The following is a 22404-nucleotide window of genomic DNA, read 5'->3' as shown; positions in this document are numbered from 1 at the left end:
TTGCGCCTTGGTCGACGGGGATGGGGCGCGCGAGCTAGAGGTTAAGGCACATGCGCATAGAACGCCGGTTTACGAAGGCAGATCAGGGCGCTTACGCGGCTATCGAATTCCGCAAGGCGACCAGCGAGATCAAGAACCCGGACGGGTCGATCGTATTCCGCCTCGAGAACATCGACGTTCCTGCGCAGTTTTCACAGGTTGCTGCCGACATTCTGGCGCAGAAGTATTTCCGCAAGGCGGGCGTGCCGGCGCGGCTGAAGAAGGTCGAAGAGAACGACGTGCCTTCCTTCCTGTGGCGTTCGGTTGCCGATGAGGCAGCGCTGAAAGCGTTGCCCAAGGAAGAGCAGTACGGTTCTGAAACCGATGCGCGCCAGGTCTTTGACCGTCTTGCCGGCACCTGGACCTACTGGGGCTGGAAGGGCGGCTATTTTTCGTCCGAGGAAGATGCCTCTGCTTTCCGCGACGAGCTTGCCTATATGCTCGCCACACAGCGCGTTGCCCCGAACTCGCCGCAGTGGTTCAACACCGGCATGCACTGGGCTTACGGCATCGACGGCCCCGGCCAGGGCCACTTCTACGTCGACCCCTTCACCGGCAAGCTGACGAAGTCGAAGTCGGCCTACGAACATCCGCAGCCGCATGCCTGCTTTATCCAGTCAGTTGAAGACGATCTCGTCAACGAAGGCGGCATCATGGACCTGTGGGTCCGCGAAGCACGCCTCTTCAAGTACGGCTCCGGCACCGGCTCGAACTTCTCCTACCTCCGTGGCGAAGGCGAAAAGCTTTCCGGCGGCGGCCGTTCCTCCGGCCTGATGAGCTTCCTGAAGATCGGCGACCGGGCTGCCGGCGCGATCAAGTCGGGCGGCACCACACGCCGTGCGGCAAAGATGGTCGTGGTCGACATCGACCATCCGGATATCGAAGAATATATCAACTGGAAGGTGAAGGAAGAGCAGAAGGTTGCTGCTCTCGTGACCGGCTCCAAGGTCGTCGCCAAGCATCTGAAGGCGATCATGAAGGCCTGCGTCAATTGCGACGGCGGCGATGACGGCGATTGCTTCGACGCCAACAAGAACCCTGCCCTGAAGCGCGAAATCCGCGCTGCCAAAAAGGACCAGGTTCCGGAAAACTATATCGGCCGCGTCATCCAGTTCGCTCGCCAGGGCTACAAGGATCTCGAATTCAAGACCTACGACACCGACTGGGATTCGGAAGCCTACCTCACGGTCTCCGGCCAGAATTCCAACAACTCGGTCTCGATCAAGGACGACTTCCTGCGCGCTGTCGAAAACGACGGCGACTGGAACCTGACCGCCCGCAAGGACGGCAAGGTCATGAAGACACTGAAGGCCCGCGACCTGTGGGAGTCGATCTCCTATGCCGCTTGGGCATCGGCCGATCCGGGCCTGCACTTCAACACGACGATGAACGACTGGCACACCAGCCCGGCTGCCGGACCGATCCGCGCTTCCAACCCGTGCTCGGAATACATGTTCCTCGACGACACGGCCTGCAACCTTGCCTCGCTGAACTTGCTGCAGTTCAAGGACGCGGCAACCAAGCGCATCGATATCGCCGATTACGAACATGCCGTTCGCCTCTGGACCGTTGTTCTCGAAGTCTCCGTCATGATGGCGCAGTTCCCGTCGAAGCAGATCGCCGAACGCTCCTACGAATACCGCACGATCGGCCTCGGCTACGCCAATATCGGCGGTCTCTTGATGTCGTCGGGTATCCCTTATGACTCGGACGAAGCCCGCGCCATCGCCGGCTCGCTGACGGCGATCATGACCGGCATTTCCTACGCCACCTCGGCCGAAATCTCTTCCGAACTCGGACCGTTCCCGATGTTCAAGCCGAACCGCGAAGCAATGCTGCGTGTCATCCGCAACCATCGCCGCGCCGCTCACGGCGAGACTTCGGGCTACGAAGGCCTGTCGATCAAACCGGTCGCGCTGATCCATTCCGAAAACCCGGACCAGGACCTTGTAGCGCATGCCAAGAGCGCCTGGGACAAGGCTCTCGAACTCGGCGAAAAGCACGGCTACCGCAACGCCCAGGCGACCGTTATCGCGCCGACAGGCACGATCGGCCTCGTCATGGATTGCGACACCACCGGCATTGAGCCTGACTTCGCGCTGGTGAAGTTCAAGAAGCTCGCCGGCGGCGGCTACTTCAAGATCATCAACCGCGCTGTTCCGGAAGCCATGCGTACGCTCGGCTATTCGGAAAGCCAGATTGCCGAGATCGAAGCTTACGCTGTCGGCCACGGCAACCTGAATCAGGCACCGGCGATCAACCCCGGCTCGCTGAAGGCCAAGGGTTTCACCGACGAGAAGATCGAAGCTGTCAACGGCGCGCTGAAGCAGGCCTTTGACATCAAGTTCGTGTTCAACCAGTGGACGCTCGGCACCGACTTCCTGAAGACGACGCTGAAGGTTTCCGACGAACAGCTCGGCGACATGAGCTTCAACCTGCTCGACCACCTCGGCTTCTCGAAGAAGGACATTGAGGCTGCCAACGTTCACGTCTGCGGTGCGATGACGCTCGAGGGAGCGCCGTTCCTGAAGAACGAACATCTCGCCGTCTTCGATTGCGCCAACCCATGCGGCAAGATCGGCAAGCGTTATCTCTCGGTCGACAGCCACATCCGCATGATGGCCGCCGCCCAACCGTTCATCTCGGGCGCGATCTCCAAGACCATCAACATGCCGAACGACGCGACGGTCGACGATTGCAAGAGCGCCTACATGCTTTCCTGGAAGCTCGGCCTCAAGGCAAACGCCCTCTATCGCGACGGCTCCAAGCTGTCACAGCCGCTGAATGCCTCGCTGATCGAAGACGAGAACGACGAGGATGCACTGGACGATCTGCTGCAGCAGCCGGTCGCCGCCCAGGCCGTCACCATCACCGAGAAGATCATCGAGCGTGTGGTCGAACGCGTCACCCGCGAGCGTGAAAAACTCCCGAACCGCCGTCAGGGCTACACCCAGAAGGCTGCCGTCGGCGGACACAAGGTGTACCTCCGTACCGGCGAATTCGGCGACGGCCGCATCGGCGAGATCTTCATCGACATGCACAAGGAAGGCGCCGCCTTCCGTGCGATGATGAACAACTTCGCCATCGCCATCTCGCTCGGCCTGCAGTACGGCGTGCCGCTCGAGGAATACGTGGAGGCCTTCACCTTCACCAAGTTCGAACCGGCCGGCATGGTCATCGGCAACGACGCGATCAAGAACGCCACGTCAATCCTCGACTACGTGTTCCGCGAACTCGCCGTCTCCTATCTGGGCCGCCACGATCTGGCGCATGTCGATACGTCCGACTTCTCGAACACGGCACTCGGCAAGGGCATTCAGGAAGGCAAGACCAACCTCGTCTCCACCGGCTGGACCCGCGGCTACAAGCCGACGCTGGTCTCCGGCAACGAACGTCAGGCGCCCGGTGAGCCAAAGGGTTCGGCGACCGCTGCCCCAGCGCGTGCCTCCTCCGGTGCCACGGTGACGTCGTTTGCCGGTGCGGCGGCCCGCAGGATCGAGCCAACGCTCGCCATCTCCACCTCTGAAATCGTGTCCTTCAAGCGCGAGTATGAGGAGCGCGCCAAGGAATTGGCCGAGGAGATAGCGGAAGAAGTGACGGAAGAGATTGTCAGCGAAGGCCAGCAGCAGGCAACAGCCCTCTTCTCCGACAAGGCAGCGGCAGACGCCGCGTCGGCCAAGACGGAAGCCAAGAAGCTGGAATCCGAACGTCGGGCTCGCTCGATCATGCAAGGCTACACCGGCAACATTTGCTCGGAGTGCCAAAACTTCACGATGGTGCGCAACGGCACCTGCGAGAAGTGTGACACTTGCGGAAGTACTAGTGGGTGCTCCTGATTACTCTCATTACTCCACACTACGGGATGACGAGACCAAAGGCATAACCCTTCTAGAAATATCCTCGGGGGTTTGGGGGCTGAAAGTCCCCATTACCGGGGGTTTGGGGGCAGCGCCCCCATCGGGGGGGGCGGGGGAGAAGCAGGTCGCACCTGCCCAACGTGTCCTCCGAAAAGGACACGGTCTCAGCTTCCCAAGTGGAAGCCGTTCGTGACATAACCCTTCACGGTCATCGGCATCCCTGCCTGCACCGTAGCAGTAATGTTACACATAGACGGTCGATTTCGCTAGGGATAACGTGGCTCGGGGCTTAAAAATCGGGTTACCCGAATCCTAGCCGGAGTCCCTTGAACGGAAACCAGATGGTGCCCGGGATGAGGCGTCTACGGCAGCTTAATTTTCGCCTTCAATCTTCCGAGCAGACTTGACACTTACGCCGCGCAAAAGCGAGACTGTACTTCATGTTTGATGTCGCCCAATACGAACCCGGCGCTGCATACTTAGTCGCGAGTTCGTTAGAACAGCGCAAGGTTTTCGAAATGAATGCATTTGTAAATTAGGAAGGCTGGATTAATCGTCGCGTTGAGATCGGAAGCGATCAAATCAACTTGGACGACATTATCGGTCGCTAGTAGCTGCTTTCTAGGGTCTTCAATTTCTGACGAAGTTCAACAACCGTTGCTTTCAGTTCCTCGATTTCGATTTGCGCTTCCAAGAGGTCTAACTCGGCGTCGTGATATGCTTGCCGATAAGCTTCAAGGACTTCATCGTTAGTCGAGTCCCGGTCATCGGCCCGTTTTTCAATGTCGCGCATAAGCGGCGCGTGGGTCAGCGTAATCCTCCTCATCCATTTCTCGATGAGGTTTTTTCTGTCGGCCTGGAGTTGATCACGCCGTTTGTCCTTCCCCTTCTTCTCCAAGAAGCTAGGAGAAAAGCCCGCTCTCCATAACACCATCTGGACGGTTGGCCCCCGTCCGGTCAGCGAGAAGACACCATTATCGGAGTCTATCTCTTTCTCGATTAGCTCCATCGCATCCTGTAACCGCTCATCGACCGACCTCCCTTCAACCGCTAAAAGCTTCGGTAGAGGGCCGTTATTACGAAGCCTGATCGCTCTAGGCCGCTTCATTAAACACCCGCTCGAAGTCCGACGACGAGAGCATCGGTCGGAGTATTGCCTGCGAATCAGGGGTTCGGCGTGAGTAAGCCAGTAACTGCCCCGCAAGCCGCTCCTTTATCATGACGAATTCCGACGGTGTCTCCGAGAATTGGCGAGCTAGATCCTGAAGCTCTGTGACTAGTGCCTTGCGTTCGACTTCGAGTTCCAGCCTATTTAGGCAGTCTGTGCGGCAAGAGCCGACGTCCTCACGCCCGCGACCGCGCGTACATGGGGCAAGTTGGCCAGGTGCCTTGGTACAAAGTATCCCGCCCTTCACACGACGAAAAGCCGTGCCTTCAAGGTTCAGGAGCATGGCCGCCTCTTCAATATCGTCTGTTCCAAGAGCTTTAATCCCGCGCTGCATCCTGTAGTCTTCCATTGCCACGAAGATGCGCTGGGCCGCAGGCCCCGCTGCTTTGCCCGCCATCACCTCCTTTAAGGCGTCCTGCGCCAGAACAAAGGCCGCCTCCTCGGCTACTTGAATAGCTTCGGCAGCAATTTCAGCGTTTGACAGGAGGTAAATCAGGACGTTTTCGACGTTGTTGTGACCAAAGAGGTCCTGCAACACCTCCTGTGCGTCGTCCACGATGATACCGATAAGACGAGCGATCGTGTGACGCCATCGATGGAGGTGGGCCCTGCCTTCCTCCGGGTCAATGAGTTTGATCCGCTCCAAAGTGTCGTGCGAGAGCTCCGAAAGGTCGGCCAGCGGAGCCCCACGGGCACTTGCTTTAGAAGGTATGACCTGGACCCACAGGTGGTCTGTTCCTTCCGGCCGAATTATCGCAGCCAACCTGTCTTGAATCTCCACCGCACGAGCCGCGATCTCGTGGAGCGGCCAATCCCGCTCAATGCCGCCTAGATTTCTACTATATTTATAGGTCCTTGCGCGGATTAGCTCATCGTCCAGCTGGAGGTTAGTTTTCACCATCCCCGCGACTTCGTGATGCCGGCCCCCGGTACAGAAGGCTAACACTGCAACATTCGTGACCTGCACAACCGGGATAAGCACGCGAAACGTGCTCCAGTTTTTGGGCGGCCATGCATCCGACAAGGAACTTCTCTGCCCAACCCTGTGCGGCACCTTGAAAGGAAGCTTGGTCAGCATGTTTCCTTCCGCATCACGCCATCGAAAGTCCGCAAGCACCGCATTCTTTATGGCGAGCGCCTTCTCCCTGTACATTTGTCCGTCGTACCTCCGGACCGCGTCCTCCGCCAGTTTGAGACAATTAACGACCTGATCGGCGAGATTGTCCTGCATCCACAGACAAATTGCCATCAGTCGGGATACGAAATTGGTTGAGAAATGGGCAAACTTCCCGCCGGGCAGCGACTTGGTTTGAACTGGTGTCTCGCCCCCATCCCGAATATACGTCTGTTCGCCAGACCGCTTCTTTTTCCTCGATCGAGGCCTTGTCGGCGCGGGCATTACCCCATCCTCTGCAGCCTCCGCCAAGATGCGGATGACCTGATCCATTTTTTCTATCCCTCGTTTTTCGCAACTGACACCCGCGTAGCGCTTGTCCTGAAGCTCAAACAGTAGAGTCCACAAGTCCCCTCCCCAAGTCGCGGACTCCGAGGAACTTTCCACCATCAGGCGAAGTCGCTTCATCCGATCCACTAAACTGCTCCCCGACGCCGCTACCTTGTTTCGACGGCTTCTATACGGAAGCCAAAGCGCCAGTAGAGCCCGTCCAAGCCATTCAAATTGATCCGGCGATGGGTGCGGGATCCAGTCCGAAAAGGTCATCGTTCGTGCGGTGATCCTTCTACTTTTTCCGGGGGGAAGATAATCCTCCGGTATGATGATGCATCCAGACCCAAGGGGCGGCGATCCGTCGAACATCTCTATCCTTGCAATCTGCTCCCAAGGAAGCTTTCGGATTGCACTGATTCCTCCCCATTCAACGATCACATCCTCGCGCTTTTCAACGAATTCCTTCTCAGTAATGTGGATAGACATCAAAGACCTCGGCTCCCGCCTCAAGCTCTGCCTGCCTCGCGCGAAAATGCTTCGCAACGATTGCCGGATCGAACAACTGTAGTGTTAACGCGATCGATTCCGCTTCCTCTTCAAACGAAGAGCCTTGCCAGCTCGCGAGCGGCACCTTTCTCTTGAGGTGAAAGAGGTCTGCCAGGGTGGCGGCGAGGGGCTGCACACTTTCTGGAAAAACGCGGCCGTGAACGCAGCCCGTGCAGCGTTGAATACGGCAAACCTGATTTTCTGGATGATTTGGAGCGATCTCCCGTGGCGGATCCGTTGGGTTCAAACAACCCATCCCGAGCCTAGTACGCTGGCGATAGTCCAGGAGCCGCTCTTTCTGCTCCGGCGTAATTTCACCATTGGTCAACGAAATCTTGATCTGCGTCTCATCGAATACCCTGTCGGCGCGAATTGCTGCGAAGGTGTGTGTCAGTACGTTGTTAACCGTGCGGAAATTGGCTCGTTTAATCTTCTTCTTCGCGAGATAATAGCGAAGGCTCCGGAAGTCGGAATGTCCGGATGCCAGCTTGGCAATGCTCAGCCGCTTGGAATGCCGGTAGGCGAAATTGATCATCGAGTCACGAGCCTGGGAAGTCGTCAGAGTCGCGAGATACTCATGTTCTTCGAGTAGGCCGGCTTCGTCGGCTACCAACCGAATAAAGGTGTTCAAACGAGGCGCTTCTGCGCCTAGAAGGCAGTAGACCTTGCAGGGATCGTTGGCACGTACGAATAGCCACGGGCTCTTGACGACATGTCGCAGCCGGACGATCTCTTGTTGGCGTTCATGGCTATACGCGGAACGATTCTGCTTCTCCAAGTCATTAAGCTGTCGCGTGGCAGTTGCGCGCAAGGGTCGGCTAGCCTCAATCAGCAGTTTGATGATGCTGAACGCGTGGAACTCCGCCTTCACCTTGGATGGGGAGTACACTCGCTTTCCAACCTTTTCCTTTCTCGAAAAAATCAATACATGGTCTTCATCTTGAAGGGCTTTCAGGAACCACGTATCGTCCTTCGTGACGTCGATATCGAGAGCTGCCGCTAGATTGAAGCCCGTCATGATAAGGAACATCCACAAGAACACTGAGAGGTCAGCCATACTGGGAAAACGCCACCTCAGCTTAACTCCGTATGCGAACTTCTCCGCAAGGATCGCGCCTGGAGGGCAATAGGACGGGAACGCGATACTCGGGTCATTCAAGCCCTTTGCATCCGAACGCGATAGTTGTTCTCGCGTCGGGAGGTGGTGGTTTGTCAAAACGTAGACGAGCTTCACGTGATTCTCTGGCCGATCCCACGCTTCGACCGCCTTACGCGGGTCCATGCCACTGGCTGCAAGGCGTGCACCCTCCCGCCACATAGCTTTGATAGAGCGCGCATGGTTTCTCAATGCGAGCCCGAGACGTTGTAGGCCGACGAAGTCGGGCTCAACCGGATCTGGATCCTTTGTTGCATCTCGCGCGGGGAAGGGCGAACGGCTCCTGTGAAACTCCTGGAAATGTTTGTCGAGAATCCATTTGATGCGTTTGTAGAGATCGACCCCCAGTTTGTTCTTTTTCGTCCACTGCTTTAAGCGCATTCCGTGAATATCGAGGAAGTCCGAGATGGAATTCAAAGGCGGAAGGTCCGGGTTGTCCTCGAGAAACCGATGAATGTTCCGCCAAGCGCTCGCATAGGTGGGGAACAGCTTCTTCTGAACTGGGTTGACCAACATTACGTGGCGGAAATCCTCGGCCAAATTCGGCATGCCGAGAATATCGCGTTTCCACAGCTTTGCCCCTCTAACGTTGTCCTCTGCATTCCGACCAAAGTAAAACTCTGAGAAATCTACTTCGTAAGGTGCCTCTCCGCCCGGGGGTACAATCCAGTCCGAAAACATCATACCGTCTTCTGGCATGCGCTATCTCCCGTTTCGAGGAAGCTATGCCACTCATCGGTCGTTGGTCTCAGGATAAGGTTGGTCTCGACCCACTGGGTGTAAATCTCGGTGGTTGCCGCGCTGAGATGGCCCGCCTTCCGGCGTTGAATGTTCAGGTGGTACTCGGTGCGGTTTTTGACCCAGTTGAGTGGCATATTATGCAGCAAGCCGTTCATCGCGGTGGCTTCTTTTCGAAGTCCCTCGATCAGACCAGCACATATCGAGTAGTGCCGACCCAGATGAGGAAACCATATTTCCGGTCCACCCTCAGTTCGCATCTTGAAGCATTCATATAGCGTCACTGGCGATATGGGGGTGCCTTCGAAGCCTTTTGCATCCGAAAGGAACAATTGTCTGGGGCGTATCCCTGTCCGCCGGAAGTAAATTTCCGCCAGGTTTACTCGTGGCCCATCGATCCAAGACCTGACGATACGAGCGAACTGAACGTCAAAATCAACCGCTCGCGGCCTCGAATTCTTCGTGTTGTTCGTGATCATGATTCTGACTTGCTTCTTGCCACCCCGCTCTGCTTTTGTGATCTCTTCGCCTGTCGGCCATTGCTCGACCGCAATCGAACATGTTTCAAGCTTCCGAGTAGCCAACTCCACAACCCCACGACATGCGAGGGACTTCGATCGACCTCGTCGGAGCCGAACCGCATCCAACCAGGTAAGGACTGCGGGTTCGGACGGAAGACTTAGGACATGGAGTGGATCGTAGCTTCCCTTACACCTAGAATTGCGAACCTCCCGGTTCTCGGTTTTGCCTTGACCCGAAAGAGAGGGAACTCGGACTTGACGGGTTTGAACGGTGAACGCTGCCCTATACCCGTTTTCCGCGAACCACCTCAGAAACGAGCAGGCTTCATCCGCCTTTTCATTAGCCCACGCCGGGGATAATTCGCGATTGCCCTTTCCCCACCTGCCATTGCGGATATCTTCCTGATACGCGAGCACCTGTGCGTAGGTAGCCCTCTCCGGGCTAATGCCGTGAGCATTGAGCCAGTTAAGGAAGTCGACAAGATTGTAGGCGATGCGGTTTATCGTCTTAATCGAGCGCGCAACCTCGTCCGCTTCCACGCCGATTTTCGGTGACCAACGGCCGGAATGCCGTTCCCTCATATAGGCAGAGAACGGTCGTGAAATTCGGTTGCCATGCCAAATCGACGGGCAATCTGCGACCACGCTTTTTGAGTTCCTTGGCGTTCGGCGTGGGAAGAATGCCGTATAGGAACGGTCACCATATGAACAGTCGCTTTTGACTACAGGCTGTAGATATGACCTCTCGCGACGCGCGGCTCTTCCACGCTCACCGAGAAGGGCTTGGCTTCCCCTTACCGCAGTCTCCATCCGCCTCTCTCCGTCGTCTCATGCGCACAGCGTGGACCACGTGCGAATTGAGATGCAACGGAAATCTCGGGTCATGAGATATGACGTGTCCTTTAAAAACAACGTGTTAGCTTTAACGCAAGACTTCGATGTCGTCCGAAAAACTAAATTAACCTGTGGATAACCCGATCAGACGGGACATTTCTACTGTCTAACTATCAGATTTGAGAAACGAGCCGATGTATCGACAACCATCGCTGTGGGGCCACCGTGGCTCTTTTGTTAGTAGTATGGCATCTCCAGTCGCCATCCCGATTGAGCGGCCGCCGCCCAACAGGCATTATCGCGAGCTACTGGATGAAATTTCATCTAGTCGACGAGGTTCCATACAACCGATGAGATTTCAGCGAAGCGATGAGAGATTAAGTGCTAACGGGACTGAAGGCCGCCACCGAGATTACGCCGGCGGACAGTAGGGAAACCCGTCGCCGTGCGTTTCCTGGGGCGCGGCCTCGCCGATAAACGCCTGGCTGCGGCCCTGCACGCGATCCATGCGCGCCCTGCTCACCCTTGGACAGTCGCCGATCTCGCCACCGAGTCGGCCCTGTCCAGATCGGCATTCTTTGCGCGTTTCAGCCGCATCGTCGGCTTACCTCCAATGGAATACCTGTTGGCCTGGCGCATAGCGCTTGCCAAACAAATGTTGCGTGGTCGCAAAATGGGGATGGACGAAGTGGCTGAACGCGTGGGTTATGGATCATCAAGCACGTTCAGCGTTGCCTTTGCGCGGCATGTGGGCGTGCCGCCGGCACGTTACGCGCGTGGTAGCTTGAACAGCGAGTGAGCACATCAGTCAATTCTCTTCGGGAAGAGGCCTTGCGGCCGAAGGTGGAGGGTCGAGGCGGTGTATGTGAACGCTATCAACCTGCCTGTCGTCGGCGCTTAACTCGCGTTGAAGATCAAGCGACGCTTGCAATGACTGAAATCCCGTCGCGAAACTGTTATAGTGATCGATTGACTCGCGCGGTAGGACACCTTCACAAAGTCTTCAATACCCCCGACCGGCCTCACGAGCATTTCCGGAGCCTGGAAAACGCCCAGGCCGTTCACCTTCGCGACGAGGCAGCTGCGGTTGTCACTCGCTGACACGACGTGTCGAGGAGCAAAATCCTGTGCCTCACCGTCGATCCTCCCTTCGAAACGCGCGACGCGTCCTTGGGGCTCCAGGTACCCTACTCCGCCGCAATTCCGTCCAACCCCGCAGTCCGCTTGATTTGCTCGAAATCATAAATCCGTACGGACGGGCAAACCTTCCGCACAATGTCGGTGAGATGCCGATGATGCGTGAGGTAAATCACCTGCCCGTGCTGCGCCATCCCTGCGAATAGCCTGAACGCCTCTTCCGCTCGAAAGTCGTCGAACGTCTCCATGATGTCGTCGGCGATGAATGGGACACCTGGCCGCCCGGCAATAAACTCGTGATATCCGGCAACTCTCAATGCCAGATACAGCTGAAAACGCGCTCCTCGAGACAGCGCGTCGGCCGACATTGAGCCACCGTTTGCCGAAACGGCCATCAGGACTTCTCCGTCCTTGCCCGGCTGGGCGGCAACGCCGGTGTAGGCTCCGCGGCTTATAGTGCAGAACGCCACCGATGCCCTGGACATCATCCCGCTCCGGTGGCGATCCCTATAGAGTTTGATCGCCTGCTCGGCAGCAGCGATACCGATACGAAGCTCGAGGTAGCTCCCTGCCCGTTCTTCGATTTCCAGCAACGTGGTTCGGCGCTGTTCCTCGATCTGGGCTACCGCCGCGTCGCCTCCGACGGCGTCGAGAGATTTCTCGAGCGTGGAGACCTCATGAAAGGCGTCTCGGCAAGCCTTCTCGTGATTCGCCAGGATTGGCTTCATGCCCTCCAGTTCGATCTCGAGGACAACCCTGTCGGCCTGTGAAAGTTGTTGTGCGACCTGACCGATATCGTTAAATCCAGCGATCTCCAGAAGCTCCCGCTCTAGGTCGGTGACGACCGTCTGCAACGCTTGCCTTTTGGAGTAGAGATCGATCTGAGATTCGACTTCGTCCACGCTGGCGCAGCCGAAGAACGCCGTCATCTCATCAATGCGCCCCGCAACAATCTGCCGGGAAACCATCAAGGCTTTCTCCTGCTCACGCGCCTGGTAGAGGGCTTCCGTGAGCTTTTCGATCCGCTCTTTGCCTCGTTCGGCCACCTTAATCTCTTCACCGATAGCCCGCGTCATGTCGCTGAGCGATCCTGTTTGCCTGATAGATAGCGCCCCGCAAAGATCGAAGACTGCCTGTTCGAAGACAGCAGCGTCCTTTTCCATTTTCTGAACGCGGTCCAGCAAGCTGTCCTTCATTTCAATCGCTGAAGACAGCTTTTCCAGGATGGGTATGATGGCGTTGACGGCATCAGCGTCGGGTACGCACGGTTCGCCCTTGAGCCAGCAACTTGCGCACACTTCCTCCCACTTCGTGTTCCATTCAGCATCGGCGTTTCGTGCCTCCTCCAGCACCCTCCCTCGCTCGACGCGGTCAGCATTGAGCCGCTCAAGTCGGTCGGCTTGCTCCATCGCCGAATTGAAGCGGTCCAATTCGCTTTCCGCTACGGCGACCAATGAACTTGTATCGTTAACGTCCAAGACGTTGATTTTGGTAGCCTTGAGCGCGGCGACGAATCGTGCTTTCACCGAGGCAGATCGATCGTGAACGTCCGCCATTTCCTGATCGATATCCCCTAGCTCGTCGCGGGCGGCCAGTGCCACTGTCCTTCTTCGTATCCACTCTTGAAGCTCGGCGGGGTCGCGCGTCAGGAACTGACCCTCCCTTACGTCAGCAAAGCTATCAAGCATCTCGGAAGCCAAGCTAACGAGCGCGTTTTCCGCAACGGAAAGACGCTGATCTGCCGTGCGGAGATCGGCTTCGACCACTGCGCGTGTCAGTCTCAGTTGCGCGAGCTTTCCCGTCTCGGCGAAATGCAAGAGCCGCTGTGAAAGTATTTGATCGTCGGCTCTCATAGCCCGCTCGAAGTCGAGCGCAGTTTTGACCGTCAACGCCTGTCGGTGCGACACCCAGGCCTCGTCGCGGACGGCCCTGCTGGTGATCGCGGAAGTTTCGTCGATTTCTCCGGACCGTCCGCGGATGCCGTCGATCTCGGCATCCAGACGCCCAAGGTCGGCCCGCAGTCTCTCGATATCGGAAGTGGCGGTTTTGGCGGCATCGCGCGCTTCCGAGTGCTTCATCTTCCACTTGTCGAGCGTTGTCTGCAATGGGACCGGCATTGCAGCTAACTCTTCGGGCCCGCCGCGCCACGGTGTAAGCTGTGCCATGCTCTCCAACAAGTCGGCCTCAGCAGTATCTCGCCGCCGGGTCAGTAGGCGGAGCGACGTTTCGTCGTCTGCTTTCGAGATCGCGTTGACGGTCGCAGCCAAGGTCTCGAAGGCTCTCCGCCTTTCCGGCTGCTTGTACTCAATGAAGCGATCGTAAGTCCCGTCCTCTTCCGAAAGCGCCCGATCCGTGCGGGCAAGCTCTTTGGCTGCATTATCGAGCCGCGCGTCGACGCCCGACTTCGTATTGATCAGACTTCTAAATCTCCCGACTGTAGCCGCCACGAGAACCAGGCGAGCCGGGTCCTTCTCTCCAGGCTTTCCAAGCTGACGAAGGAGCGCCTCAACCGAAAGTTCTGCAATCCGACCCTTGAGTTTCGGGATATCGACCTGCGCTGTGATGTAGCGCGGCTCAAGGGTCTTCAAAAGTTCTTCCGCCCTTCCGGCGAAAGCAAGTACCTCGGCAGGGTCGGGAATTTCATGGATCTCGCTCTCGACATCGGCAATCGAACGGGCAACGCTGTCGATCTTTACTCGGAGTTCGATAGTTTCCTTGCGGATCACCGATAGGTCAGTCTTCCAGAAGCTCGGGGGCTCCGGGACAATAGGCATTTTCGCAAGTTCGTCTTGTTGCGCGACCAACCTCGTCATTGTCGGAAGGGCTCGTAGAATGCGGTTTATCTCCTGCGACCGTCTCTGGATCATCGACAGTTGTTCAAGGGCTTCTCGATATCTTTCCTCGTGGGCGCTCAGTTCCGACTTCATCCGTGTGAAATCGCTTGCCTGGAGATCGAGTTCTTCGCGCCTCTGTTTGAGGTCCGCGAGACGCGTTTTGAGTTCGGCGAGCTGCGTGTTGCGAGCTCGAAATTTGTAGAAGCCATCCGCGTGGGCTCTGATTTCGCCTAGCCTACGGCTAAGATCGGAAAGACCGGCGCTTGCCGAGAAGAGCAGTTCGCCGAGATCGCCTTTACTCGCCAGAATGCTTTCGCCGCCACTTTTGAGCGTCTCTTCGTCAAGCGAGAACATAGTCGAAAACGCGCCACGGTCTATGCCGCCGAGGTCCGCCAATATCTCAGTATCGGCAACCGTGCGGTCATCGCCATCGAGCAAACTGTTCTGCGGGCGTTTGACCCTTACGAACTCTCGCTCACGTCCCCCCACATGCACATTTCCGCCGATCCTCATTGTCGGATACGGATGCAGAAAGCCGTACTTGGTACTGTGTCCGATGCCGAAGATCAGATCGAGGATCGCACTAAACGTTGTCGATTTGCCCGCCTCGTTCGGACCATAGATGACGTGCAGGTCGGGCGACCCAACAGGACGGGAGCCGAAATCGAAAACGGCGTCCGTGAATTTGCCGTACCGCGTCAGGTCGAGCCGATTGATACGCAATTATTCACCCTCCACGTTCTGGAGCCGCGCAAGGACATGCGCTGTGCCCTCGTTGGCAAACCTGGCCATGAGAGTTTCGAACGCCATCAGATCGTTTCCGAAAATGTCCCTGAGTTCCGTGGGCAACTGGCTCCGCAGCTCGTCGGCGATTACCTTCATCTCCGTATTAAAATCGACCGAGCCGCGGATCTCTTTTTCGATGATGGTGGCAAGCTCATCGATAGCTCCGAAATTCCCTTCGATCTGCCGGGGTCGCGCGGACGACACCTTTACCTTCTCGACCCAGATATTTCCGATCAGAGAGCCTTGCCTTTCGAGCTCCGTTCGAAGCAGATCAATATCTCTGCGAACACACCACGCAAGCTCGCCCGATGCTGTGACCTCCACCCGCGTAACGATCTGGTGGGATGGCATGACAGAAGCATGTTCGCTTAGCTGCCGTTTGGAAACGGTGACGACGTCCTCCCAATCGACCGCGGTCGAGACATTGATTTGAAGCCGCTCGAATTGTGCGACCGCCGTCCTTCGTTCTTCTACGACCACCGTGCGATCATCATTGACGGTGACGAGCGACACCGTTTTCGAGCCGTCTTCGTTAATATCGCGGCCTTGCGGTATGCCGGGCATCACGATGGCACATGACTTTTCTTCGAAGGTAGAACGCTTGTGGATGTGTCCGAGCGCCCAATATTGAAAGCCTGTCTGTCTGAGTTCGGCGACGCTACAAGGCGCGTAAGGGTCGTGACCAGCTGAGCCACCGAGGCTTGTGTGCATTATCCCGATATTGACCGCGTCAGGAGTAGGAACGGCAAAGTGCCTAAGAAGGCTCTCCGGCGCGTGTGGTTTGGCGAAACTCATTCCATGAATCGCGACGTCGAAATCTTGGGCGGACCGCTCGACCATGATGACTTCGGCGGCCTCGCCGAACACCTTGACCGTATCCGGCATGATCAGCTGCGCGGTGATCCTAGAGAGAGCATCGTGGTTGCCACGGATGATGTAGGTGCGAATACCAGCCTGGTGCAACCGTCCGAGCTGCTCGGCGAGGAAACGCGCGGTCTTCATGGACGTCTGCTCGCCGTCGTACAGGTCGCCGGCGATAATCAGAGCGTCCACGCGCTCTTCCAAGCACAGATCGATTGTCTGGATGAAAGAACGTCGCGTAGCCAAGCTAATGAGACCTGCAAGCTCGGGATTTAGAAGCGCGAGCGATTTCAGAGGAGAGTCGAGATGGATGTCAGCGGTGTGAAGGAATCGGAATGCCATGGTCGGTCCTTATCCGGGACAACCCTGATACGACCTTTGCTTCTCCGAAGCCAGCCGGTATTCTTGTTTTGTTCTGATATCCACACGTTAGGAGCTTTGATATCTTATACCGTGTCCAGCAAAAACGGCTCGACATATTGACTCGCTTGACGGTGACAGTGGATGAAATCGTCGCGAAAGTGGTCGGAATTATCAAGGCGAATTAAGATCATCCAAACTCAGGCGGCACTTAATGCAGTCAGTCTGGTCTCTTTCCGTCAAAGGCGTGAACCAAAACTGCAAGGCCCCGATAATCCTGACAAGATCATCGCACCCGGTCATCAACCTCGCTTCGGGAGGATAGCCCTCATCGAAGAGGCTATTGTGCTGGCCTACCCGTTTTGTGGCACTTGCTACATAATTCCGGAAATTCGCGAGCGGCCACGCGCCGCCTAACTGGTCCAAGGCACATTGCGGCCTGTCAAAGCCGGGTGCGAGAACCCAGCCGGACATGGGTCGTCCGTCTTGATGGCACTGGCGAATGATGAGCCAATTCACAACCAGATTTGCCCACCGACGGCCGAACTTCGACCTCGATAGCATTCGGGTACCGCAAAAGTATCCGAATAAACGGCACTTTAGGGGTCCGAAGGTGGATCAGCTCAGCGGAAACCCGCTGGGGAAACACCCAGGCGATGTGTGGGATATCTCTAATATGAAAAACCGACATCCAGAAAAAACCAACCACCCTGTCAATTTCCCGAAGAGTTGGTGGAACGTCTCGTCAAAAGCTTGGCGAGACTCGTCAAACAGTGCTCGATCCGTTCGCGGGCGCAGGCACCGTTGGAGCTGTTTGCAATCGCCTTGATCCAAAATCGGTGCTTGTCGAGCGAGTTCCTGAATATGTCGACACCATTCGCCGACGCCTTGGCGGCTCAAAACCCATCCTACGATCTGTTTCGGACATTGTGGCATTAGCACCTGGATTGGATGATATGCATACGCCAAGCGATCTGAGCGCGTGCGCTACCGGCGTCGATTCAGAGCGGATGGCGGTCTGAGAGTACGCCGCAATGGTTTCCGATCGGACACGACGGATTGCAACCGCCTTGCGGACATCGCCGACAAGCCTCCCGTTGACATTACGATCTCAGCGGCAACATTTTGGTCGCTCTCGGCTACATCCTCTCCGAGCTCTTCGATCGACGTGGATACGTCGTTCAGCATTGCGCAATGCTGGACGAACCAGCTACGGCTGCATAACTTAAACCAAACCGCCTCCGGCAAACCCGGTGCGGCTCAATGTGATCACCTTGCAGCTGTAGAGTACCGACCGATCACTTCCAGATTTTGTCTGAAGCAGGCTCGATGGGGGTTCCTGGTGGCGAAGGTGTGTGCGGCCGTCGAAACAGCGAACTCAGCTTTTCGAGGTATAGATAGACGACAGGCGTCGTGTAGAGCGTCATCATCTGGCTGATGAGCAGGCCACCGACGATAGCGTAGCCGAGTGGCTGACGTAGCTCGGAACCGGTTCCATGACCGAGCATAAGTGGTACCCCACCGAGAAGGGCCGCAGCCGTGGTCATGATAATCGGGCGGAAGCGGAGTAGGCATGCCTGACGGATGGCTTCTTCAGGAGATAGGCCGGACCGGCGCTGTGCCTCGATTGCAAAATCGACGATCATGATACCGTTCTTCTTTACGATGCCTATCAGCAAGACAACACCAATCAGAGCTATCACCGTGAAGTCGAAGCCAAATAGCCAAAGCATCGTCAGCGCGCCCAATCCGGCCGACGGAAGGGTCGACAATATTGTCAACGGGTGAAAGTAGCTCTCATACAGGGCCCCGAGAATGAGATAGATCACAACGATCGCTGCAAGCACCAAGAGGGGCTCGGTCGCGAGCGAGGATTGATAGGCCTGAGCGTTGCCCTGAAACGTACCGATCAGTGTCGCCGGCTTGTCCATTTCGCCCTCGGCCTGCAAAATGGCAGCAACGGCCTGGCTGAGTGCAGTACCCTTGGAGAGATTGAACGAGAGCGTTGCAGATGGAAACTGGCTCTGGTGATTTACGGCAAGTGGCGCAACAGGTTGTGTAGTTTGCTTCACCAACAGATTCAACGGCACCTGCTCGCCCGTCAAAGGTGACTTTATATAAAGGCCGTTGATAGCTGACGGCGAGTGTTGATACATGGGAGCGACCTCAAGGACGACATGATAGCTGTTGAGATCAGTGAAATACTGCATGACCTGCCTTTGGCCGAAAGCATCGTCCAGCGTGCTATCGATCACCTGCGGCGCGATGCCGAAACGGGAAGCCTGGTCTCGATCGATCTGCAAGGTAACCGTGGTGCCTCCGTTCTGTTGATCGGTTGCCACATCCGCTAGCTCGGGCAGCGTCTTGAATTTCGCGAGGAGCGTAGCCGCCCACGCATTTAGTTCGGCCGAATTGCCGTCTTGAAGGGTGTACTGGAACTGGGTCACGGAGCTTCTCCCGCCTACATTTATGTCCTGCGCGGCCTGAAGGAATAGCTGCGCGCCCTCGAGCTTGACCAGCTTCGGACGCAGCCTCTCGATGATCCCTGTGGCGGATGCATCTCTTTCGTCGAGAGGTTTCAGCGTGATGAACATGCGGCTCAGGTTGACCGTGGATCCGGCTCCAGCCCCTACCTGCATTCCGATGCTTGCAACGCCCGGATCACTTTGGACAATTTTAGCGGCCTCGAGCTGGAGCCCTGACATTTTCTTGAATGAAATGTCTTGAGAGGCTTCGAGGACGCCGGTGATTAGACCTGTGTCCTGGGTTGGAAAAAAGCCCTTTGGTATTTTAACAAAAACGTAGGCGGTGGCCACGAGCGACGTCAGGAAAACCACGAACGTGACCCTGTGGTAACGGAGCGCGACGTCAAGCGTGCGCCTGTAGCCCGACAACAGGCCATCGAAGCACCGCTCGAAAAACATGTATAGTTTTCCGTGGGTGGCCGCCGTGTCAGCTTTCAGAAAACGTGAACTCATCATCGGGGTGATCGTCAGGGAGATAACCGCAGACACCACAATTGTCATTGTGACCGTGATGGCGAATTCTCGGAAAAGTTCGCCAACGATGCCGCCCATTAGCAATAGCGGAATGAAAACTGCAACAAGTGAAATGCTAATGGATATGATGGTGAAGCCGATCTCCGTCGCACCATCAAGCGCAGCCTGATACGGTGACTTCCCCATCTCCATGTGTCGCTGGATATTCTCGATCATAACGATCGCATCGTCGACAACGAATCCGACCGCAATACTTAAACCCATAAGCGAGAGGTTATCCAAACTGAAGCCAGCCACATACATCAGGGCAAGCGTTGACATGAGCGCCAGGGGCACCGTGGCACTAGGGATGACCGTTGCCCAGAAGCTCCGAAGAAAGATGAAGATCACAGCCACCACTAGGGCAATCGTTATCATCAGAGTTTTTTCAACGTCGAGGACTGACGCGCGGATCGTGACCGTACGGTCGCTCAAGATTGCAAGATGGATCGCGGTCGGGGCTAACGCCTGGAGTTTCGGCAACTCCGCCTTAATCTGGTCGACGGTGGCGATGACGTTCGCGCCTGGCAGCTTGAAAATCGGGAGGAGGATGGCGGGCTTTCCATTCGACCACGCAGCGAGCTGGGTATTCTCAGCGGCGCTAATTGCTTGACCAATGTCTCGAACGCGTACGGGCGCGCCCTTCTTGTACGCTACAATGGCATCGTTCCACGGACCGGCTTCCAGAATCTGGTCGTTATCATAGATTGTGTATGTCCTCTCATCGCCTTGGATGCTACCTTTTGGTGCGTCTGCGGTAAGTGTAATCAGTGCGCTGCGTACATCCTCAAGCCCCAGCTCGAGCTCTGCGATCTTTTGAGTATCGATCTGAATACGCACTGCGGGCTTCTGCTGACCAAAAATCAAAACTTGTGAAACACCGCTCAACTGGCTGATGTGCTGAGCAAGGACATTCTCGGCGAAATCATCCACCTGCGTAAGCGGCAAACTGTCGGATGTCAGGGCGAGTACCATAATTGGAGGATCTGCAGGATTGACCTTTCGATACGTGGGTGGTGATGGCAGGTTTGTCGGCAATTGCCCACCCGCGGCGTTGATCGCGGTCTGAACATCCTGTGCGGCGCTATCCACACCTCGTGCGAGCTCGAACTGCAAAGTGATTGAACTATTCCCGAGCGTGCTGGTAGACGTCATCTGTGTGATGCCGGGAATTTGACCGAACTGTCGTTCCAGTGGCTGTGTAACGGAGGAGGCGATCGTTTTCGGGTCTGCGCCGGGGAGCTGCGTCGAAATCTGGATCGTGGGAAAATCCACCTGTGGCAAGGGCGCAACAGGCAGAAGGGGGTATGCGGCCGCGCCGGCTGCGAGGAGCCCGACCATGAAGAGTGAACTTGCGATGGGTCTCTGGATGAACCAAGCGGATATTGACATCGCTCATTTGGCCTCCGGGACCGCGTTTAAGCTTGACGGAGCCTGCGTAAACGAAACCTTGGTACCCTCTTGCAATCGGTATTGCCCCTCCGTCACGACGATGTCAGATGCCGCTAATCCATCAGTGATCACGGTCTTTCCGTCTGCGATTGGACCGGGCGTGACAGTCCTGACCGAGACAGTGTTGTCCGGCTTTACGACGTAGACGAAGAAGCCGACAGTGCCTCGTTGGAGTGCGGCCGAGGGGACGGTCAGCGCGTTGGGAATCGTTTGAGATCGGAGCTTGAGCGTCACGAATTGGCCAGGCCAAAGCGCGTTGTCGGCGTTCTGAAATTTGGATTTGAGCCGTATCGTGCCTGAGGATTGTTCAATTTCATTGTCAATCAGGGAGAGCGTGCCGGTCGCGATCGTTGTCGACTGATCGCTGCTCAAAGCAACGACCTCCACCGTGCCATGCGCAATCGCCGCACGAACCGAACCCAAATCCCCCTCTTGCAACGTGGACATAACGGAAATCGGCTGTGTCTGAGTAATGACAACTATCCCCGTTGTGTCGGTGGTGTGGACCTGATTCCCCGCGTCGACCAGGCGGATGCCCGTACGTCCATCGATGGGTGACAAGATTTGCGTGTATCCGAGCGCGACTTCCGCGCCCATTTTCGCCGCTTTGTCCTGAGCCAACTGTGCGGTCAGCTGGTTCACGAGGCTCTGCTGGGTCTCCAGCGCATCCTGCGTGGTGATACCCTGCGTCGTCAGTTTTTGGTCTTTGCCAAGAAGAAACTTGGCGTTAGCAAGATCCGCCTCATCCTGTTGGATCTTTGCCTCCGCTTGATCGAGTGCGGCTTGATACGGCGCGGGGTCCACCACCGCCAGTAGATCACCCCTCTTGACGAATTGTCCCTCCGTGAAGTGGACGCTTTGGAGTTCTCCGTCGACGCGCGTCATGGCGGTGATAGTGTTGAAAGCCTGTACTGACCCGAGACCGACTAGATAAACAGGAATGTCGCCAATAACTGGCCTCGCCACCTCGACTGGTGTCGCAGGGGCAGCCTCTGTAGCCTGAGCTTCTTCACCACGCCGTGCATCGGCGAACCATGCCAATGCCATGATGCCGCAGATCGACGCAACGCAAATGGGCCATATCACCCTGCGCCAAGCAATTCTCCTCGCGGGTTCGAGCATTGCTACCTCCGTAAATGGAATACTTGCGGAGATAATAAAATGAGGGGGGGCAATTTGGCATCTATCCCTACGTGTGGAAGAGATGCGCGCAGATACCAGCTAGGTCGTGCTTGTAGGCAAAGTGTATCGGCGTTTTAGGCTATTATACGGGTCCCAAACCCTCAACGTACTACTGGCTGTGCACCGACAGTGGTGCCTCTTACTCACAGCTTTGAAAGTCCGGGTTCCCAGCGACCTACTTGCCTTCTGGCCTTTTTAAGCAGAAACAATTCGACCGAGCCCATGCTGCTACTCGCTTCATTCTCCATTGCGCAGACCTGGTGGCTCCCTTCGCACGGTCGGCCGCCAAAAAGTGGACTTCTGTCATCTGCCTCTCCTCCGTAAGAGCCACCATGGCGCTGAGCAGACGTCATACGCCGATGCCGGCTGACCGCTGGACCGGTCCCAAGCTCTTCGACCCGTCGAAAACCAGCTTCACAATGACCATCTTCGTGACAAGTGATCCAGC

Annotated in this window: 10 protein-coding genes and 1 pseudogene; 3 read left to right on the top strand and 8 right to left on the bottom strand. The window is 56.6% G+C overall.

What is annotated here, in order from left to right:
* The first annotated feature begins 50 nt into the window (after positions 1–50).
* On the top strand, positions 51–3875 hold the full coding sequence (locus ASC90_RS04365; RefSeq protein ID WP_056535896.1) for a vitamin B12-dependent ribonucleotide reductase: 3825 nt from the start codon (positions 51–53) through the stop codon (positions 3873–3875).
* Between the two features lie 628 nt (positions 3876–4503).
* Here ASC90_RS04365 and ASC90_RS04360 read toward each other — a convergent pair.
* From ASC90_RS04360 to ASC90_RS04345, 4 genes are all read right to left on the bottom strand, one after another.
* Positions 4504–4905: a hypothetical protein gene (locus tag ASC90_RS04360; protein WP_162246952.1), complete on the bottom strand. Its 402-nt coding sequence runs from the start codon at positions 4903–4905 to the stop codon at positions 4504–4506.
* Between the two features lie 85 nt (positions 4906–4990).
* Positions 4991–6997 carry a site-specific integrase gene (locus tag ASC90_RS04355; protein ID WP_056535890.1) on the bottom strand — a complete coding sequence of 669 codons (2007 nt, stop codon included), beginning with the start codon at positions 6995–6997 and terminating at the stop codon, positions 4991–4993.
* Entirely contained in the window at positions 6978–8912 is a 1935-nt protein-coding gene (locus ASC90_RS04350; protein ID WP_056535887.1) for a hypothetical protein, read from the bottom strand. The genes ASC90_RS04355 and ASC90_RS04350 overlap by 20 nt, the downstream gene beginning before the upstream one ends.
* Positions 8894–10012, bottom strand: coding sequence for a hypothetical protein (locus ASC90_RS04345; RefSeq protein ID WP_056535884.1), 1119 nt, complete (start codon positions 10010–10012; stop codon positions 8894–8896). The genes ASC90_RS04350 and ASC90_RS04345 overlap by 19 nt, the downstream gene beginning before the upstream one ends.
* Before the next feature lie 754 nt (positions 10013–10766).
* Here ASC90_RS04345 and ASC90_RS04340 point away from each other — a divergent pair.
* Positions 10767–11105: pseudogene (locus ASC90_RS04340) on the top strand (helix-turn-helix transcriptional regulator); the annotation flags it as partial.
* A 388-nt stretch (positions 11106–11493) separates the two neighbouring features.
* On the opposite strand, the gene ASC90_RS04335 reads toward ASC90_RS04340, so the two are convergent.
* Both ASC90_RS04335 and ASC90_RS04330 read right to left on the bottom strand, forming a co-directional pair.
* Entirely contained in the window at positions 11494–15000 is a 3507-nt protein-coding gene (locus ASC90_RS04335; RefSeq protein ID WP_056535881.1) for an AAA family ATPase, read from the bottom strand.
* Positions 15001–16266, bottom strand: coding sequence for a DNA repair exonuclease (locus ASC90_RS04330; RefSeq protein WP_056535878.1), 1266 nt, complete (start codon positions 16264–16266; stop codon positions 15001–15003).
* Between the two features lie 791 nt (positions 16267–17057).
* On the opposite strand from ASC90_RS04330, the gene ASC90_RS29590 reads away from it, so the two are divergent.
* Complete coding sequence (locus ASC90_RS29590; protein ID WP_244480297.1) at positions 17058–17306, top strand: site-specific DNA-methyltransferase; 249 nt, start codon at positions 17058–17060, stop codon at positions 17304–17306.
* Between the two features lie 276 nt (positions 17307–17582).
* On the opposite strand, the gene ASC90_RS04315 is transcribed toward ASC90_RS29590, so the two are convergent.
* Both ASC90_RS04315 and ASC90_RS04310 read right to left on the bottom strand, forming a co-directional pair.
* Positions 17583–20714, bottom strand: a complete 3132-nt coding sequence (locus tag ASC90_RS04315; protein WP_056535871.1) for an efflux RND transporter permease subunit — start codon at positions 20712–20714, stop codon at positions 17583–17585.
* Between the two features lie 3 nt (positions 20715–20717).
* On the bottom strand, positions 20718–21896 hold the full coding sequence (locus ASC90_RS04310; RefSeq protein WP_056535867.1) for an efflux RND transporter periplasmic adaptor subunit: 1179 nt from the start codon (positions 21894–21896) through the stop codon (positions 20718–20720).
* Positions 21897–22404: the final 508 nt, after the last annotated feature.

The organism is Rhizobium sp. Root1220, assembly GCF_001426265.1.
Lineage (GTDB): Bacteria > Pseudomonadota > Alphaproteobacteria > Rhizobiales > Rhizobiaceae > Rhizobium.
Note: the sequence above shows the minus strand (reverse complement) of the source record. Positions and strands in the feature narration are given on the sequence as shown.

Bases quoted from the DNA above. Each gene is read 5' to 3' on its own strand.
- ASC90_RS04330 (WP_056535878.1), bottom strand. From the start codon at position 16,266: ATGGCATTCCGATTCCTTCACACCGCTGACATCCATCTCGACTCTCCT.
- ASC90_RS04350 (WP_056535887.1), bottom strand. From the start codon at position 8,912: ATGCCAGAAGACGGTATGATGTTTTCGGACTGGATTGTACCCCCGGGC.
- ASC90_RS04365 (WP_056535896.1), top strand. From the start codon at position 51: ATGCGCATAGAACGCCGGTTTACGAAGGCAGATCAGGGCGCTTACGCG.
- ASC90_RS04315 (WP_056535871.1), bottom strand. From the start codon at position 20,714: ATGTCAATATCCGCTTGGTTCATCCAGAGACCCATCGCAAGTTCACTC.
- ASC90_RS04310 (WP_056535867.1), bottom strand. From the start codon at position 21,896: ATGCTCGAACCCGCGAGGAGAATTGCTTGGCGCAGGGTGATATGGCCC.
- ASC90_RS04355 (WP_056535890.1), bottom strand. From the start codon at position 6,997: ATGTCTATCCACATTACTGAGAAGGAATTCGTTGAAAAGCGCGAGGAT.
- ASC90_RS04360 (WP_162246952.1), bottom strand. From the start codon at position 4,905: ATGGAGCTAATCGAGAAAGAGATAGACTCCGATAATGGTGTCTTCTCG.